Here is an 18129-nt window from a genome sequence, read left to right as displayed (position 1 = left end):
ATTTATTGATAACAATTGCCAATAGATTAGAGAAGAAGCTTGATTGCTTCTTTTTTTATACTCAAATGCGTAATGTACAAATAAATTTGTTTTCTAAAACCAAAATAGATTATCATAAATGTAAAGTTGATCTTGAAATGTTACCGGGAGTAAAAAGAAATGAGGTAAAGAGCAACTATGCATCGAAAAAAATTCTTCTTATACAGCTTGATAGGAATCTGCGCTTTTTTACTATTTTTATTCGTTATACCTTTGGGCGACAGGATGGATAGTGGTGTCAGAGATTCACCTAAGCAGCTTAAAGAATATATGAAGTTTCATCATATTAATGGTGTAATGTTAGTCAACGATAAAAAGGATAAAAGTCGACCAATTGTCGTTAAAAATACTGAAACTACTAACGAAGAGCAGATAGTAAAAGCAGATCAGTTGTTTCCGATTGCTTCTCTTCAAAAAATCATGACAGGAACTGCGATTAATCAGCTAGAGGAACAAAAACAGCTCAGTTGGAATACACCTTTATCAAAATATTTTCCTCAGGTTCCGGGTAGTAAGAATATTACAATTCGTGAATTAATGAATCATACAAGTGGTTTGATTAATAATGCTCGTCCATCATCTCCACTTAAGAATCAGCAAGAACAGATTGCTTATATGCTAAAATACATCAAGTATGATCATATTCATACTTGGGATTATCAAGACATAGATTATGAATTATTAGCAGCAATTATCAGTCGTATAAACAACACAACTTATAATAATTATGTTCAAAATAATTTTGCAAAGCCGCTTCATCTTCACAAGGTTAAGGATTTTTCCGAAGTGTCTCAAAAAGAAGTCCCTCAACCTATGGTTAATAATGTCAATTGGCATAAAGTAACTATCACGACTTCTTCTGATTTTGGTGCCGGTAATTTATTTATGTCACCAAATGATTACTGGAAATTTGTTTATGACCGTGTTCTTAAAGATCCTAAAATGATCAATAAATATTCTCGTCAAGCCCAACATCAGGAAGTAGCTTACTTCGGTGGAGTGTACTTAAAGGGTAATGTTATTCGCGCAGATGGTAGTATCCCTGGATACAATTGTTGTTTTGTTGCTAATTACAAGACTAAACGAATGATTATGCTATTTTCTAATAATATTAATTACTTTAAGTTGAAGAGAGCCGCAAATCATATCCTCCATGACTATATGGGCGTAGGATTATTTTACGGAAAAGCACTAAAAGTAGATCAAAAGGAAAGCTGAAATTGCTTTCCTTTTTTAATTCATTTTTTACACTTTTCATGGTATTTTAGTCTTAATAAAAGTAGAAAGGAATTTCGAACATGACTGTTAAAAAATTAGAAAATAGCAGCGATGTAAAGGTAGTGACTGAAGAAGTTAAGATTTTAACCGACTTGCTTAACGAATCTACAGAACAATTAATTGGTAAAGAACTTTTTACTAAGATTCAAAATTTAATTAAGATTTCTGCAGATAAAAATTATCAAGAACTTGAAGATCAAATCGCCAGTTTAGATAATCGTGAAATGATCGTCGTTGCTCGTTATTTTGCTACATTATCACTTTTGATTAATATTTCAGAAGACGTGGAATTAGCCAGCAAAGTTAATGTATTGAACAATACTGATCAAGATTACTTGGGAAAATTAAACGACACTATTAATATTGTTGCGCAAAAGAAGAATGCCAAAGAAATTTTGGAAAAGGTAAATGTAGTCCCTGTTTTAACTGCACACCCAACTCAAGTTCAAAGAAAGACTGTGCTTGAATTAACGGATAAGATTCACACTCTCTTGCGTAGTTATCGTGAAGTTAAAAATGGCATTATCAATCGTGATGAATGGACAGAAGAATTACGTGCTTGCATCGAAATTTTAATGCAAACGGATATTATCCGTGGCCATAAATTGAAGGTATCCAACGAAATTACCAACGTATTGACTTACTATCCTAAGTCCTTAATTCCTGCAATTACTAAGTTTACTGCTCGTTATAAGGAATTAGCTAAAAAGCATGGCTTGGATATTGCTAATGCTACACCTATTACAATGGGGATGTGGATCGGCGGCGACCGAGACGGTAATCCATATGTTACTGCAGATACTTTGAAATTAAGTGCAACATTTCAAAGTCAAGTCATTTTTGAATATTACATCAAACAAATCAATCAACTTTATCGTTCGATTTCTTTATCCACTTCTTATATGAAGCCTTCAACTGAAGTGATGCATTTATCTGAATTATCAAATGATGATTCGCCATTCAGAACTAATGAACCATACAGACGTGCTTTCTACTATATTGAAAGTCGTTTGGTTCGTACTGAACAAAAATTACTAAATATCACTAATCAACATAGTTTCCTTAAAGAACGTGATCTTGAACATTTAGATCAGATTCCTGTTTATGAAGATGCGCAAGAATTTAAAGCAGACCTAGAAGTTATTAAGCGTTCATTGGAGGAAAATCGCGATCAAGCAGTAGTCAAGAGTTACTTCACTGAAATTTTAGAAGCAATTGATGTTTTTGGCTTCCATTTAGCTACAATCGATATGAGACAAGATTCTAGTGTTAATGAAGCATGTGTTGCAGAACTACTTAAGAGTGCAGAAATTTGTGATCATTATAGCGACTTAAGCGAAAAGGAGAAGGTAAGTCTTTTACTTAACGAATTGAATAATGATCCTCGTAATTTGCACTCAAATAACAAGCCTAAATCAGAATTATTGCAAAAAGAATTGAAGATTTACAAAACTGCTCGTGATCTTAAGGATCGTTTAGGCGAAGATGTGATCAAGCAACATATTATTTCTCATACTGAAAGTGTTTCAGATATGTTGGAACAAGCAATCATGCTCAAGGAGTATGACTTGCTCGACAACGAAAATGCTCGAATTCAAGTTGTACCTTTATTTGAAACCGTTGAAGATTTAAACAATGCACGTGATATCATTAAAGAATACTTGAATTTAGGCATTGTTAAGAAATGGCTTGCTTCTCAACACAATTATCAAGAAATAATGTTAGGCTACTCAGATTCTAACAAAGATGGTGGCTACTTAGCTTCATGCTGGAATCTTTACAAGGCTCAAAAAGATTTAACTGCTATCGGTGAAGAATTAGGCATTAAGATTACTTATATGCATGGCCGTGGTGGTACTGTCGGTCGTGGTGGTGGTCCATCTTATGAAGCAATTACCGCACAACCATTTAAGTCAATCAATGATCGTATTAGAATGACTGAACAAGGCGAAATTATTCAAAACAAGTACGGCAATAAAGATACTGCATACTATAATTTAGAGATGCTAGTTTCAGCCACAGTCGATCGTATCACTTCTAAACAAATTGTTAGTGAAGACCATATTGCAGATTTCCGTTCATCAATGGATAAAATCGTTACTGAAAGTAATGAAGTTTATAAGAAATTAGTCTTTGAGAATTCAAACTTCTTAAATTACTTCTTGCAAGCAACACCAATTAAAGAGATTTCAAATCTTAATATTGGTTCACGTCCAGCTTCGAGAAAGAAACTGTCTGACTTCTCAAGCTTAAGAGCTATTCCATGGGTATTTTCTTGGTCACAAAGTAGGGTAATGCTCCCAGGCTGGTATGGTGTAGGTTCTGCCTTTAAACACTTTATCGATGCTGATCCAAGTAATTTAAAAGAATTACAGATGATGTATCAAGGCTGGCCATTCTTCCATTCATTACTTTCTAATGTGGATATGGTTTTATCAAAATCTAATATGGAAATTGCCAAACAGTATGCTGAACTATGTCAAAATGAAAAAACAAAGGCAGTCTTTGACATTATTTATCAAGAATGGAAATTGACTAGACAAATCATTCTTCAAATTGAAGGACACGATGATCTACTTAATGATGCACCAAACTTGAAGAACAGTTTAGCAGCTAGAATGCCATACTTTAATATTTTGAATTACATTCAACTTGAAATGATTAAACGTGATCGTGAAGACGAAATCCAAGGTGTCTTCCAAAGTATCATTCCAATTACTATTAATGGTGTGGCTTCAGGCCTACGTAATTCGGGATAGAATTTTTATATTAATAATTAAAAATAGGATGATTGTATATAAAAACTACAATCATCCTATTTTTCAGCCTAATAAGCAATATTTAAGCATCATTAAAATCCACAGATGTGCTGGATAGACAATATAGAAGAAATATTTAGTTAGCAAACTCTTTTGCCTCGCTTACCATTGTAAAGAAGTATAAATGGGATGACAGCAATCATCATCCACTCACTATCAAAGGTTAGTGAAGAATATAAACTAATGTTAGCGACTTGAGCATTATGAATTGCTTTAATTAAAATCAAAAAACGCCAAATAAAAATGCCAATTGATTCGACTGTCAGCTTATGATAAGCAAAATAGAAGATCAATAAAACTGGTAAAAGATATAATCCACCTTCAAAAGGTAAACTAAAAATTCCTAAGATAATTGTTAGAAGTAAATAGCACCGCGCTTTTTATTTTCTCTAAATAATTCTAAACTCCAAATTAATCCTAAAAAAATTGTCAAAGTGACTAAGATATTGTTACCTTCTAGGATTGAATAAATAGGTATTAACATGGTCGAAAATCATGAAAATAACAGCTATTGTCTTTAATTGATTACCATCCAAACTAAATATTTTTTTATTCATCTCATCATCCTTTATTGAATTACTTTGATAATTATTATCCTGTATTATTTAAGCGATACAATAAAAACTTAAAACGAGATAAATAGTTTTGATACATATGTCTATGAATCCAAGACTACATCCAATATATTTTTTACCTCTTTAAAATTATTTTGATGGGAGAATTAATCTAAAAATCAATATCTAAATGCCAACTATCTTGATTTACTGCCAGTAGTGAATCAAGATAGTTTTTCATTTCCGGTAATTTTTGAGCAATTAGCTGGTAAGCATGATTAGTTTTAAGTTGAGCTTTTTGTTTTTCAGAATAATTGCTTTTTCCAATAAAGAAATTCCAGTTTAATTCATCAATAAATTGAGTTATTGCTGTTTGTTCATCTCGATCAGTTACTGCTTTATAGAGCCAGCTCATTTGAGTGTGATTGGTGAAATTAAATAGCCCAGCTAAATATTGATGAAAATTTTCGGTTGGTAATTCTGCTTTTTCCTTATCAGTTAAATAATGTGTCATGTTAAAACTGTGACGCTGATAAGAAAAGCGAGCAGGTGAGAGATCAACAATGCCATAGCCTTGATCTGTCATGGCAAAACAAGAACTAGCTATATCTGGAGTTGAACAGGAATTACCGCGAACGATATTCTGCGCATGAATATGTCCAGAAAAAACAGCGGTCACTTTATATTTAGTGCATAATTTTTGTAACTCTGACGTATTATCCAGAGTATAACCACCATGAATAACCTGATTATGGTCATATAAATTATGATGCATAAATATTAAACTGCGTTGATTGTTCTTTTTAGCTTTTTCTAAATCATTTTCAAGCCATTGCAATTGTTTGGAGGATATTCTTCCATTAGTAATTGGAGTAAGTCCTTGATGACTGTAAATATTAGAATCTAAAAAGATTAAGTGATACTGGCTATTTAAATTCACACTATAAAACAATTCTGCACTATCAGTATTTTTATAACCGTCTGGAAAAATTGCTTTCCAGTCAAAAGGACTAATTTGTTGTGCGTACAATTCCTTTTCATTTTCAAACTTACGGGCCCAACCATCATAAATGTCATGATTTCCAGGTACAACAAAAAGATGAACACCAGCCGCTTTTAACGGAGAAAAAATAGATCGTAGTTTTTTAGCTGATGCTAATTCACCGTTAAAGGTTAAATCGCCGGTAATAATTAGTGCAGTAGACTTGTCTTCAATTATTTTGCGAGTAAAAGCTGTTAAAGCTATTTCTTGATAATCCAAATCTTTTCCAGCACTCGTATCTCTCATCCGTTGAAAGGCTGATCCATTATCATGCAATTGATTGGCAATTAAGTGAGTATCTGAAATGATAAATAATTTTGCATGATCTTTATCTGTAATAAATTTAGCAACCATTAAATCACCTTCTTAGAATCAATTATAATGGAATTCTTTTGTGAACATAAATTATCTAGCTCTAAGTCATATCAATTAACTTTGGTAACAGTAAGTGTTAGGGTAAAAGTGTTACAAAGCCAACATTCAATCTAAAAAGTTAGGAGGATTTTTATGGATAAGAGAAAAATAGTTATTATCGGAGCTTCTCATGGTGGTCATGAGGCCGCTTTTGAAATTTTGAATCACTATGACAACGTTGATGTCACCGTTCTAGAACAATCTGATTATATTTCATTCATGTCTTGTGGAATGAAGCTTTATCTTGAAGGTGAAACTACTGGCATTAATGATGTTCGTAATTTCAGAGCCGAGGATTTAAAGAATAGAGGCGGCCACATGTATAACAATACTAAGGCCACCGCAATTAATACTTACACCAATACTGTAACTGCCGAAAATGTTAAAACAGGAGAAAAGAAAGATTTTCATTTTGATAAATTGATTATTTCATCTGGTGTAAATCCAGCGAAGCTTTCAGTACCTGGCAGTGACTTAAAGAATGTTCTTTTAATGCGTGGTTACGACTGGGCAAAAGAGATTGAAGTAGCTAAAAACGATGATAGTATTAAAAACGTAGCAATCATCGGCGCTGGTAATGGAATTGCTGCAGCAGAAGTTATGCGCAAAGCTGGCAAGAACGTAACTTTAATTGATGGTGGTAAGAAGCCACTTGAGAAATATTTAAACAATACTTACACTGATGTTTTTGAAAAAGTTTTAACTAAAAATGGCGTTAACCTAGCAATGGATACTCTGGTTAAGGGCTTTTCTGGTAACGGACGTGTTGAAGCAGTTAAAACTAATCATGGTGATATTCCAACTGATTTAGTAATTGAAGCAATTGGAGTTAAGCCAAACACAGATTGGCTTGATGGCACTATTGACCTTTATGACAATGGTTATATCAAGACTGATGAATACTTTAGAACCAATGTACCAAATATTTATGCAATTGGGGATGCCGTATTCCCATATAGTATTCCAGCTAACCGTCGGGTTCCAATCCCATCTGCCATTGCTGCTCGTCATGAAGCACAATATGTTGTTGAGCACTTATTTGAATTAACACCATCCAGACCATTTACTGGAATTGTTGGTGCACAAGTGCTAGAAGCATTTGGCATGCATGCTGTAACTACTGGTTTAAACAAGAAGAATGCAGAAAAGGCTGGTATGGATGTGGCAGAAATTACATTGAAGGATACCTTGAGACCAGATTACATTCCAGCAGACAAGAATCCAGAAATTTACATTTCATTGGTCTATGACAAGAACAGCCATCAAGTTTTAGGTGGCTCCACTTTGTCGACATATGACATTACAGGTCAAGCTAACGTATTGTCTCTTGCAATTAGAGAAAAATTGACGTTAGAAGATTTAGCTGAAGCTGATTTCTTCTTCTCACCAAGTTTCGATCGTCAATGGAACATGGTAAACTTAGTTGCACAAAAAGCATTAGGCTACTATAAGATTGTTTAATAAATTAAATTGAATAAAAAATACTCTGTAACTATTAAGCAAAAGCTGTTAGTTGCAGAGTATTTTTATGCTATTTTCCTGTAGGAATCTTTATTACGATAATAGAAATAATAAGCAAAATTACAAATATCTAGGTAAGCCAATTCATCTGGTCATGAAAAAGAACAGCTCCTACAATTACAGATCCCACTGCACTAATACCCGTCCAAACAGGATAGGCGATTCCAATAGGTAAATGCTTCGAAGCAATAATTAAGCCTGCAAAACTAGCTATCATGCCAATGATAGTGATAATAGCCCAGCCAATCTGATGAAATCCATCGCTAAGTTTCATTGCTGTTGCTCACCAAACTTCACATAAACCCGCTAATATTAAGTAAATCCACGTCATCTTTTTTCCTTTCTAAAACTAAAAAAAGCAACCAATAGACTTCTTCAAAGACCTAATGAAGTGTATCAATTGCTCTTACAAGTCTGTTCTCCGGTGGGAAGAATATTTATAATTGGATTATAATGTAGGTTTATTAATTCTTGCTAAAACCAGCTTCATACCAAACATCAGCTGAAGGTTTAAGCGACCATCCAGTAATTTTTGAATTTACTGCAGTGATTGAATAAGTACCAGTTGTTGGTACGACATATGCTTTTTTATACATCCATTGTTGCCATTCATGCATTTTCTGCACGCGGTATTTTTCATTAAATGCTTTTTTAGAATCAATTTCATCTAATAATTTATTATTCATTGGTGAAACAAAGCGGGCAAAATTATAAGGCATTTTTTCTTCATAGAATACAGCAGGAGAGGAATCACCTGATGGATCCCAAGCATTAGATAAAACATCAATTCTAGGATCACTTGATTTAATTGCATTAATCCAATTATTAAACCCCATTGGACGTCCTGTTAAAAACTCAGCCTTCAAACCAATCTTTTTCCATTCCTGAATATAGTTTGTCCATAAAGCTTCTACATTAATATCTGAAACGTGAACAGCTAAATTAATAGTTAACTTTTTTCCATTAGGCTGTAGACGATATCCTGTTTGCTTATCTTTTTTATAGCCAGCTTGATCTAATAATTTATTTGCTTTTTCTAAATTAGAGGAATAAACCGGAACCTTAGCATCATGAAATTTACCAAATTGAGCAGAAATTAATGAATTAACGCGGTAGTCTAATCCACGGAAGAATCTCTGGTTGACTTGATCGATATTCATTGCATGAAGCATAGCTTTTCGTAAAGACAGATTATTCATCTTAGCATGTGGATTTTGAACATTTTTACCTAGTTTTTCATCCCATTTTCCAACTTTAAAGGCAATAAAACTATAAGTCATGCCCTTTTCTCCAACAAAGTTGACACCTTTAGTATGTTTTACTTCATCATATTGCATATTAAGTACTTGAGTTACATCAAACTTTTTGCTTTTAATTGCTTGTGATAAACTAGTTGTAGAAACAGCACTAATTTGAACGTGTTCAAAGTTGGGCTTTATGGAATAAATGGTCTTCGAAAAACTCAGAGTAACGGAAAAATTAATGTTGAAACTATCTGTGATATGCATGCTGCTTCCGCTGGATTGCTGATGGGACAAAGAGGCAATATGGTTCCGATAGTGACTATCCGAGGATTTGAATATGAATTTGATAGGGATGCAACTGTCGAGGACACAGTTAATTAGTAAATTAAGGAATATAAAAGGATCTTACTAGTTCCTGTAACTTTCATTTTGAATTAACGATCAGAATGAAAAAATATTTAGTTTAGGGATGTTGAGATAAAGGTGATATGAATGAAATTAATACTGCTACGTCATGGTCAAAGTGAAGCGGATATTTTAAAAGTGTGTGAAGGTTGGGCAAATTATAATCTAACGGAGTTAGGTTGTAAGCAGGCTCGAGTCACTTGTAATTATCTCGCTGAAAATTATATTTTTGACAAAATTTATGTCAGTACTTTAAATCGGGCAATTCAAACTGCTGAGTATTTAGCGGCAAATACACATCTTTCTTTGAATAAAACCGATGAACTTAAGGAATTTAACAATGGTCTTAGAGCAAAGTTACCATATAATGAAGCTTACGCTAAGTATCCTAATGTTCCGACACCTATTCATACCTCGAATTATGAACAGGAGACCGAATTGCATTTTAGAATGCGGGCGGAATCATTTTTATCTAAAGTTATAACAGAGAATGATTCTAAAAGTACAATAGCTATTGTCTCTCATGGTGGAATGATCATGAGATTGTATGAATCTTTTCTAAAATTACCTATGAATTCAAATGTTAAATTTACCTCTGGAGATGCCTGTTTTCACGAATGGGAGTTGACTGATGGACAACGATTTATAAATAAAGCTAATTGCTGTGTCTATAAGTAATGAAAAAATAATAGTATCAAAAAATGCTATTAATTATAATTAAGGAGTTAACGCTATGTCTAATTTAATAATTCTTAGAGGTAACTCAGGAAGTGGTAAGACCACTCTGTCTAAAAGGATTCAAAAGCGATTAGGCAAAAACACCTTACTCATCCCTCAGGATACCGTCAGAAGAGAAATGCTTAATGCAAAAGATGGAGCTGATAATCCAGCAATCTCTTTGTTGATGGATTTATTGGGGTATGGTTATGAGCATTGTGACTACGTAATTTTAGAGGGAATCTTGAATGTTAAGTGGTATGCTCCAGTGTTTAAGAAAGCAAAAGAATTATTTGGAGACAGAATTAATGCCTATTATTTTGACATTCCTTTTGAAGAAACAATGAAAAGGCATCAAGAACGGCATATTTCTTCTTTTGGCGAAGAAAAAATGCGTTCATGGTGGCTACAGAAGGATTATATTGGTTTTATTCCCGAAAAGAAATTCACGATTGACATGAGTTTGGAAGATGAACTAGAAGTTGTGATGAATGACGTAGTAAAAAGATAAAGGGGAATGCTAGTTCGATTATTGATACGCAGAAATTACAAAAAGTAGTTATCGAAAATAAGAAAAATCATGGTTTCAATACTACCGATGTAAAATTTGAGTTGCTTTTACTGTATGGTGAAGTTAATGAATTATTTCAAGCATGGTTAAAAGACGATCATGACAACATAAATGAAGAATTAGCTGATGTAGCAATTTTTCTCTTAGGAATTTCTGAAATGCTAGGTAGTGACTTAGGTGAAGATATTGTAAAAAAGCTAAAGATCAATGCCAAAAGAAAATATACAGATGGTAAAAAGATAGAAGGATAAATAGTATCAAAGTATCCAAAACAACTTGCCAATCTAATATTTTCATGTTATTCTAGTTTTATCAATTGAAATTCATTTTATGGAAAGAAGGGTCGCCATTGCGTCTTTAATCTTGCAAATTCAAGCATAGTTGAATAATTATTCCAGATTTATGACGGAGAGACTATGCACTTTTGACAAGATTAAGGATAGGCGATACCTTCTTTTTCTATACGTAAAATACTGAAGGAGAGTCTGCACTTGTCGGAAGTGTAGGCTCTTTTTTACGAGGCGATTTTATGAGCAACATTAGAATTTCAAATTTATCATTCAGATATGATGATAGCAGTGAAAATATTTTTAATAAATTGAACTTAAACTTAGATAGTACTTGGAAACTAGGACTTGTGGGCAGAAATGGACGTGGTAAGACAACATTTTTGAACTTGCTGCGTGGAAAATTACATGGTCTAGGCGAAATTCAAACTCGGCTAAGTTTTTCATATTATCCAATTAAAGTTGAGGATCAAAAGAATATTACCTTATATGAGTTACAGAAGCAGGTTGCTTTCGAAGAGTGGGAATTAGAACGTGAGTTGAATTTAATGAATGTCGACCCCAACTTGTTATGGCAGCCGTTTAATACTTTAAGTGGTGGTGAGCAAACTAAAGTTTTACTGGCATTGTCTTTTACAGATAAAGATTCTTTTGCCTTAATTGATGAACCTACAAATCATTTAGATGAAGACAGTAGAAAAGAGATTAGTAATTATCTAGGTAAGCATGAAAAGGGCTATATCGTGGTTAGTCACGATCGTGATTTTTTGAATCAAGTAACCGATCATATTTTGGCGATTGAAAATACGGAGATTCATTTGTACCAGGGAAACTTTACTGCATATGAAGATACGAAGCAGAAAAGAGATCAGTTTAACCGCGAGAAGAATCAGAAGCTGAAAGGCGAGATTCGTACATTGAATGAAAGTCGTTTACGTCTAAAGGGATATTCAAGTAAATCTGAAAATCAAAAGAACGCAAAGGCTCACTCTAATGAAATTCATGCGTATATTGATAAGGGCTTTTACAGTCATAAAGCTGCTAAAGTAATGCAGCGCTCCAAAAATGTTGAACGAAGAATGAACGATGATATTCAAGCAAAACAAGGCTTGATGACTAACATTGAAGATATTCCAGAACTGACAATGAATTTTCAATCTAATTACCATTCGACTTTACTTGAAGCGCAACATCTTGATTTGCAAATAAATGGTAAAAATTTATTTAAAGATCTAAATTTAGTGGTTAAAAATCACGGTATTGTTTCTCTTGAAGGAAAGAACGGTTCTGGCAAATCGACTTTCTTGAAAATGTTGTTAAATAAAACATTTTCAGTCACTTATCAAGGTAAGTATGAACTAGCAAATGGTTTATCGATTTCATATTTGCCACAAAATTTTACAGAATATCATGGCACTTTACACAATTTTGCATATGAACATAAAATTTCTTATGAGGAATTACTCAATAATTTGAAAAAGATGGGCTTTCCACGAGCAAGTTTTGTGACACCGATTGAAGAGATGAGTATGGGACAGCAAAAACGAGTAGCACTGGCTAAATCTCTAGTTGAACCAGCCGACTTGTATTTATGGGATGAACCAGCAAATTATCTAGACGTTTTCAATCAAGATCAACTGATTGAATTATTGAAAAAGGTCAAACCTGCCATGCTGTTGATTGAACATGACGAATACTTCATTGAGCAGGTGACGGATCACAGAGTGAGATTGGATATAGCAGAATAGAAAGAAGCACGTTACTGGTTAGTTAGTAACGTGCTTTTGTTCAGATCTTTTGGACTAATGATTCTAAATATTGTTTTCTTCTTTGAGCAGAACTTTTATCAATATTGCCAAAGCTTAACCATTTGATATGTTTCATCCCTAATTATTTCAAGGTTGAATTGATGAAAACACTTTTAATGGCACTACCGCAGAACATTTTCAAATACCAGGTGGGTGAGGTAGAGTCGTCATCACTTCAACACGCTGAATATTCCTTAAATGCCCAATGACACCAGTAGCACCAACATTATATGCAAATTTTTTTTTCATGACTTTATCGATGAAGCCCTTAATAATTGCAGGGGTATCATTCCACCAAACTGGGAAGATAAAGATACGGCGATTAGCTTCTTTCAAAAGCTTTTGATATTTTTTAACGTTAGGATCACTGGTTTTACCAGCTTTAAATAAGGAAAGTTTACGCGCATCATATGCTGGGTTAAAGTTATCCCAATATAGATCTATAGCTGAAAATTCTTCCTTTCTTGCTTTTAAGATTTGTTGAACTTTTGTGAAAATTTGGGCATAAGAATTGCTAAAGTAGATTAAATTCCACCTAAATTTGGAGCAATGACTCACTTTGGTGGAACACGGGGGCTATTTTTTACTAGCTTATTAGTTTGTATTTTTGTAGTCATCTTCCCATTATCATCAGTAGGAGAAATGACAAGTTTAGCATTTTTGCTTGTACATGCTATGGTTAACGTAGGGCATTTGCGTTTGGTAAAACACACGGGAGCTAACCGCTTTTTATTAGTAATTGCTGTTATTCTTAACTTAGTATTATTCGCATTGCTTTTTGCTCAAGCTATCATGAATGGTGAAATTTGAACTTGGATTGCAGTCATCTTCTTATTAGTGATTAGTTTTATTATTGAATATATCTGGCGTAAAAAGAATCATCAAAATATGCATTGGTTAGGTAAAAACTAAATAATTACTTACTAAAAATGGACGGAGAATTTTCCGCCCATTTTTTAATTTTGATTTGCTTGATTAACAGCTTCGATTACAGCATGACGAAATCCATTCGCCTCTAAGCTAGTTACACCTTTAATAGTAGTTCCACCGGGTGAGCATACTTGATCACGCAATAAAGCAGGGGCTATTTTACTATCACTAGCCAAAGTAGCAGAGCCCTTAACCATGCTGGCAGCTAATTGATTAGCTAGATTACGAGGAAGACCATTCAGAACGCCAGCATCCCCAAGCGCATCAAGAAAAACATCCACAAAGGCAGGACCACAGCCACCAATAGTCCCTACAATGCTTAATTGATCTTCTTTAACAGAAATTACATCTCCTAGTTGTTCTAAAAAATGAGTTATTTTCACAGCATTAATTTTAGAGATATTAGCTGGTATAAACAATCCAATAGTGCCAGCATTAATCGCTACTGGAGTATTAGGAATGATTCTAATAATTGAATGATTAGGTAAAATGTTTTCCAAATTATTATACCCAACACCAGCTACCGAAGAAATAATGGTGGTTTTGGCGTCCAGATTAATTAGTTCAGGGATGATTTGAAGTGTAATCTTAGCTGGAGTAGTTAAAAATACATAATCTAGATCCAAGTTGATTAAATCATGTATTGCATGGACTAATTTAAAATCTAGTTTTTCTGCTAATCTACTGACACGGGGATTAACTGGATTTTCTCCAATTATTTTATTCGTTGCATCTTTTTTTAGTCCTTTAATAATAGCACTACCCATTTGTCCTACACCAATTACTCCAATTTTTGTCATTTTTATCTCCTTAATGTTTGCTATCTGTTCAAATTTTATCTTAACAGTATTTACTAATCTCTTTGTTAAACACTTTTAATTCAAGAATGATATTATTACGTGACTTTGACTCTCGACATATTTTGTTCAATTGCTTGATGTTATTGCGTAAGTTTTTAAAGTCTTTTGGTGATGTTTAGAATCTACTTTTTTGCTCAATGTTACCACATAGTTGTGTGGCTTTAAGCTTGATTTTTTAGCATATTGGCACAATTTTTTGTTCATTTTACTACAAAGAGCGATAACTTTTTGCCGCTTTTTCTTATTATCAAGTGTGCTTAGATTTAAGAGTAGCTGATTCGATCTTTTAAAATGATCAACTTGTTTAGCCTGTCTGATTTGTTTTCTTTTCTTAACTAATTTCTTTATTGAGTTAATTACGCTTTGGACTATAATTAGTGAATTACGTTTACTATTTGGCTCAATAATTTGTGTTTTTGCCAGTTGATTATTATAAACAACATAGCCTAATGTTTCTAAGAACTTTGAGTTTTCTTTTAAATCAGAAGTTAAGGTCAAACGATGATAAGGAAAGGAAATGAGATTTGCATCAATTTGATTTTGATATACCATTTCTTTACGATAGGCTCCAGCCAACATGTCAGCAACTTGGATACCATAACTTTTTCGACTGTTTTCAGTATAATAATTAACCTCAAACTTAACCTCCTCATCACTAATGTTCTTGGCAATATCCTGTAGCAGAGTTCAATTTAATAAAAGACATGGATCAACATGATTTTGTGAGGTCTCATCAATTACAACATATACTTTAATTTGTGAAGAATTGATGCATTTTTTAAGTTCCAGTAAAAGCGTCTTAATTGGATGAATATATGATAGAAGTTCTAGTGACAAAAACATCAGTTCTTTAATATCTGTAAATTGATTAAGGTCACAAGCTGGACGTTCTAATATCAAAGCTGATGTTAAAAAGGGCTTAGCCACTTCTAAGGCTTTCCGATTGATTCTATCAGAAACGGAATTACTCTTTTTCTCTCGTTTATTATTGTTAGGGTAAATCTCCTTATAAAGCTGATTTAATGCCTGCATTCTTTGAGCATCTATCATATAAAAGGCAGCAATAAACCTATCAGTAGTCATCTGATCATCTTGCTTCTTGTATGAAATACTCTCATCAACAAAAATAATAAAGGTCGAACATTGCTCTTTATAAGCACAAGTTGATGATATAGCTTTTTAATTAAATTACTCATTCGCCCCCTCCTGAAAAAACTTGTGTTCGTATAAAATATACCAAACATATGATCAAAATAAAAGGAAAAATCGAAAAATTGACTTTTTTAACACAAATCTGAGATTATTTAGTTAATAAAACAAAATAGAATCGAGTCAAAAATGAGAAAAATAAATCATCTGTTTATCATGTTGTTATTGTTGATACCTTTACTGGCAGCTTGCAATAATAGTTCAAAAGAAAAGCAAGTACATAAAAGCAAAACCACTATGGTTAAGCCTAAACCGAGATTTAAAGATACTCCTACATTATATTTTCACGGATTAATGGGTAGTTATAAGAATGAAAAGCCGTTAGTCGATGCTGCTAAAGAAGCTGGTAAAACAAATAGTGTAATTCGTGCAAATGTAGATGAGACAGGAAAAGTTAAATTAAAAGGCAGGATTAAAAAGAATGCTAAAAATCCAATCGTTGAAGTCAATTTCAAGGACAATACACAACCTGACTTTTCACGTAATGGAATTTATGCTAGCAACGTAGTCAAAGCCTTGCAGAAGAAATACCATATCAATAAAGTTAATATGATTGGCTACTCTTTAGGCAATATTGCGATAATTTACTACATGATTCAAAATGGTCAAAAGAAAAATATGCCACGGTTAGTTAAACAAGTGAGCATAGCAGGGCATTATGATGGAGCATATTTCCAAGAATTACCGCCAAGCTTCCGTCAACCCAAAGGGTTAAAACTAGATAAAAATGGCAAACCAAATAAAATGAATCAAACATACAAGCAAATGTTAAAAGCTCGTCCAGCTTACAAAACAAATAAAGTGAAGATTCTTAATATTTATGGAGATATCGGCAATGGCGGGGATGGAGTAGTTGAAATAGCTTCTGCCTTATCATTGAAATATTTAACTTCTGGTAGTAAATATCAAGCAATTAAGTTTACTGGTGTAAAAGCTGATCATGGCAGTTTGCCTAATAATGATCAAGTAATTAATAAAATTGTTGAATTTTTATGGTAGTAGAAAAAAGGATTGTTCAAATTGTTTTATCAAGAACTAAAAGCGAATTTTGAAGAAAAAGCTAATTCTGAACAAGCACAACAACTAGCAGGTTATATGCGAAATCAGTTTAAATTTTATGGTTTGCATACACCCGAGCGACGAAAGATCTATCACGATTTTTTATGCGAGAAAAGAAAAAGAATAAAATAGACTGGAATCTATTAAATCGAGCTTGGGAAGATCAATATCGAGAGATGCAATATTTTGTTTGTGATATTTAATTGCAATGAAAAAATATCTTACTTATAACGATATTGATAGAATTGAACGTTTTGTCAGAACTAAACAATGGTGGGATACAGTCGATAGTCTAATTAAGCCTATTGGTGATCTTGGCTTACGAGATGCAAGAATTAATGAACTGATGCTTGAGTGGTCAACAGATTCTGATTTTTGGGTAAGACGTGTAGCAATAGAACATCAATTGTTACGTAAAAAGAAAATGAACACTGACTTACTTGCTCAGATCATCGAAAATAATTTGAACAGTCAAGAGTTTTTCATTAACAAAGCAATAGGATGGGCCTTACGTGATTACTCTAAGACAAATTCAGAATGGGTAAGACAATTTATTGCTGAAAATTATGATAGAATGGCTAAACTATCGATTACAGAAGGATCGAAGTATTTATAGCAATAGCGATTATGTGGTATATCACATAATCGTTTTTTTATAAAAATTTTTGCATTTGAACAGGTGTTTGATATAATGACACGTGAACACATGTGCGATTAAACAAGGAGGACCTCCAATTTATATATTTAAATTAAGGAGAAGAAAAAATGAAAGTCGAATCCAATTCTACTAAAAAGGCATTAGACTATCTTTTATCTCAAAAAGAAGGGACGTATCTATCAGTAATTGAACAAACAACTGGATTAGGTAAAACACATGCAGTGATTCAAAAAATCGCTGAGATTTTACAAAAAAGTCCAGACCTTGAGTTAAAACCCAAGATTTTTGTGGTTACTTCTGGAATTGAAACTAGAAATGAATTTTTCCATGATTTAAAGGAAAAGTTACCTGAATTTGAAAGCAGAATTCTACTGTTTGAGAGTGTACCTGATCAAGTTAAACATTTCCTAGAAGAACTATTATCTAAGACTGATTATGAAAATGATCGAACTTTAGCCAACGATTATTTAAGCAGCTGGTTTGATCAAAATACTGCGACGTTTAAAGATACTACTGTTTTACTAAAAAGAATTGCAAAACAATATATCTTTGTTAAACAAGAAAATGATACGTTCGGAGAATTAAGTTCTCGGTTAAAACGCACAATTTATTACGATTTAAAAAGATTGGCACAAAAAGAAGAAATAAAACTTAATACCCGTAAATTGCAATAATAAATTGAACACTTACGCTGTTTGATAGATTTTATCTAAT

18 protein-coding genes and 2 pseudogenes are annotated in these 18129 nt (G+C 33.1%); 13 read left to right on the top strand and 7 right to left on the bottom strand.

What is annotated here, in order from left to right; all coding sequences use genetic code 11:
* From CP368_RS10750 to ppc, 3 genes and pseudogenes are all read left to right on the top strand, one after another.
* Positions 1–272 (top strand): annotated as a pseudogene (locus tag CP368_RS10750) (hypothetical protein); the annotation flags it as partial.
* Complete coding sequence (locus CP368_RS06410; RefSeq protein ID WP_098045870.1) at positions 178–1257, top strand: serine hydrolase; 1080 nt, start codon at positions 178–180, stop codon at positions 1255–1257. The pseudogene CP368_RS10750 and the gene CP368_RS06410, both read left to right, overlap by 95 nt.
* A gap of 80 nt (positions 1258–1337) precedes the next feature.
* Positions 1338–4076 carry a phosphoenolpyruvate carboxylase gene (gene ppc, locus CP368_RS06405; RefSeq protein ID WP_098045869.1) on the top strand — a complete coding sequence of 913 codons (2739 nt, stop codon included), beginning with the start codon at positions 1338–1340 and terminating at the stop codon, positions 4074–4076.
* Positions 4077–4862: 786 nt separating this feature from the next.
* Here the strand turns inward: ppc and CP368_RS06395 are convergent.
* Positions 4863–6086: a metallophosphoesterase gene (locus CP368_RS06395; RefSeq protein ID WP_098044225.1), complete on the bottom strand. Its 1224-nt coding sequence runs from the start codon at positions 6084–6086 to the stop codon at positions 4863–4865.
* A 153-nt stretch (positions 6087–6239) separates the two neighbouring features.
* Here CP368_RS06395 and CP368_RS06390 point away from each other — a divergent pair, with 153 nt between their 5' ends.
* On the top strand, positions 6240–7607 hold the full coding sequence (locus CP368_RS06390; RefSeq protein ID WP_098044224.1) for an FAD-dependent oxidoreductase: 1368 nt from the start codon (positions 6240–6242) through the stop codon (positions 7605–7607).
* 130 nt (positions 7608–7737) lie between these two features.
* Here the strand turns inward: CP368_RS06390 and CP368_RS06385 are convergent, their stop codons facing one another.
* Entirely contained in the window at positions 7738–7941 is a 204-nt protein-coding gene (locus CP368_RS06385) for a multidrug efflux SMR transporter (protein WP_233185812.1), read from the bottom strand.
* Positions 7942–8131: 190 nt separating this feature from the next.
* Positions 8132–9175 (bottom strand): ABC transporter substrate-binding protein, encoded by a 1044-nt coding sequence (locus tag CP368_RS06380; RefSeq protein ID WP_098044223.1) that lies wholly within the window; start codon positions 9173–9175, stop codon positions 8132–8134.
* Here CP368_RS06380 and CP368_RS10975 point away from each other — a divergent pair.
* The 5 genes from CP368_RS10975 (at position 9170) to abc-f (ending at position 12639) form a co-directional block, all read left to right on the top strand.
* Positions 9170–9292 carry a hypothetical protein gene (locus tag CP368_RS10975; protein WP_255405092.1) on the top strand — a complete coding sequence of 41 codons (123 nt, stop codon included), beginning with the start codon at positions 9170–9172 and terminating at the stop codon, positions 9290–9292. The two genes, CP368_RS06380 and CP368_RS10975, sit on opposite strands and share 6 nt — an antisense overlap.
* Positions 9293–9403: 111 nt before the next feature.
* Positions 9404–9994, top strand: a complete 591-nt coding sequence (locus CP368_RS06370) for a histidine phosphatase family protein (RefSeq protein ID WP_098036354.1) — start codon at positions 9404–9406, stop codon at positions 9992–9994.
* Between the two features lie 55 nt (positions 9995–10049).
* Positions 10050–10544: a kinase gene (locus CP368_RS06365; protein ID WP_098036355.1), complete on the top strand. Its 495-nt coding sequence runs from the start codon at positions 10050–10052 to the stop codon at positions 10542–10544.
* 17 nt (positions 10545–10561) lie between these two features.
* Positions 10562–10855, top strand: coding sequence for a MazG-like family protein (locus tag CP368_RS06360; protein ID WP_098044222.1), 294 nt, complete (start codon positions 10562–10564; stop codon positions 10853–10855).
* 278 nt (positions 10856–11133) lie between these two features.
* Positions 11134–12639, top strand: coding sequence for a ribosomal protection-like ABC-F family protein (abc-f, locus tag CP368_RS06355; protein WP_098044221.1), 1506 nt, complete (start codon positions 11134–11136; stop codon positions 12637–12639).
* A 198-nt stretch (positions 12640–12837) separates the two neighbouring features.
* Here the strand turns inward: abc-f and CP368_RS06350 are convergent, their stop codons facing one another.
* On the bottom strand, positions 12838–13257 hold the full coding sequence (locus tag CP368_RS06350; protein ID WP_233185811.1) for an NAD(P)H-dependent oxidoreductase: 420 nt from the start codon (positions 13255–13257) through the stop codon (positions 12838–12840).
* Between the two features lie 84 nt (positions 13258–13341).
* Here CP368_RS06350 and CP368_RS10485 point away from each other — a divergent pair, with 84 nt between their 5' ends.
* A complete protein-coding gene (locus CP368_RS10485) occupies positions 13342–13509 on the top strand; it encodes a hypothetical protein (RefSeq protein WP_158227425.1) in 168 nt (55 codons plus the stop codon).
* A gap of 146 nt (positions 13510–13655) precedes the next feature.
* Here the strand turns inward: CP368_RS10485 and proC are convergent, their stop codons facing one another.
* The 3 genes from proC to CP368_RS06330 all read right to left on the bottom strand — a co-directional run bounded on the left by proC (position 13656) and on the right by CP368_RS06330 (position 15572).
* Complete coding sequence (proC, locus tag CP368_RS06340) at positions 13656–14429, bottom strand: pyrroline-5-carboxylate reductase (RefSeq protein ID WP_025006378.1); 774 nt, start codon at positions 14427–14429, stop codon at positions 13656–13658.
* A gap of 126 nt (positions 14430–14555) precedes the next feature.
* On the bottom strand, positions 14556–15068 hold the full coding sequence (locus tag CP368_RS06335) for a hypothetical protein (RefSeq protein ID WP_098044219.1): 513 nt from the start codon (positions 15066–15068) through the stop codon (positions 14556–14558).
* 108 nt (positions 15069–15176) lie between these two features.
* Positions 15177–15572 carry a hypothetical protein gene (locus CP368_RS06330; protein ID WP_025006376.1) on the bottom strand — a complete coding sequence of 132 codons (396 nt, stop codon included), beginning with the start codon at positions 15570–15572 and terminating at the stop codon, positions 15177–15179.
* Positions 15573–15827: 255 nt separating this feature from the next.
* Between CP368_RS06330 and CP368_RS06325 the strand changes: the two genes are divergently transcribed.
* The 3 genes and pseudogenes from CP368_RS06325 (at position 15828) to CP368_RS06315 (ending at position 18089) form a co-directional block, all read left to right on the top strand.
* Positions 15828–16697 carry an alpha/beta hydrolase gene (locus tag CP368_RS06325; RefSeq protein ID WP_056945494.1) on the top strand — a complete coding sequence of 290 codons (870 nt, stop codon included), beginning with the start codon at positions 15828–15830 and terminating at the stop codon, positions 16695–16697.
* Positions 16698–16718: 21 nt separating this feature from the next.
* Positions 16719–17373, top strand: a pseudogene (locus tag CP368_RS06320) (DNA alkylation repair protein).
* Between the two features lie 149 nt (positions 17374–17522).
* Positions 17523–18089 (top strand): hypothetical protein, encoded by a 567-nt coding sequence (locus CP368_RS06315; protein ID WP_098044218.1) that lies wholly within the window; start codon positions 17523–17525, stop codon positions 18087–18089.
* Positions 18090–18129 lie beyond the last annotated feature (40 nt).

It is taken from the genome of Lactobacillus sp. UMNPBX17 (genome assembly GCF_002553735.1).
In the GTDB taxonomy this organism is placed as follows: Bacteria; Bacillota; Bacilli; order Lactobacillales; family Lactobacillaceae; genus Lactobacillus; species Lactobacillus gallinarum.
Note: the sequence above shows the minus strand (reverse complement) of the source record. Positions and strands in the feature narration are given on the sequence as shown.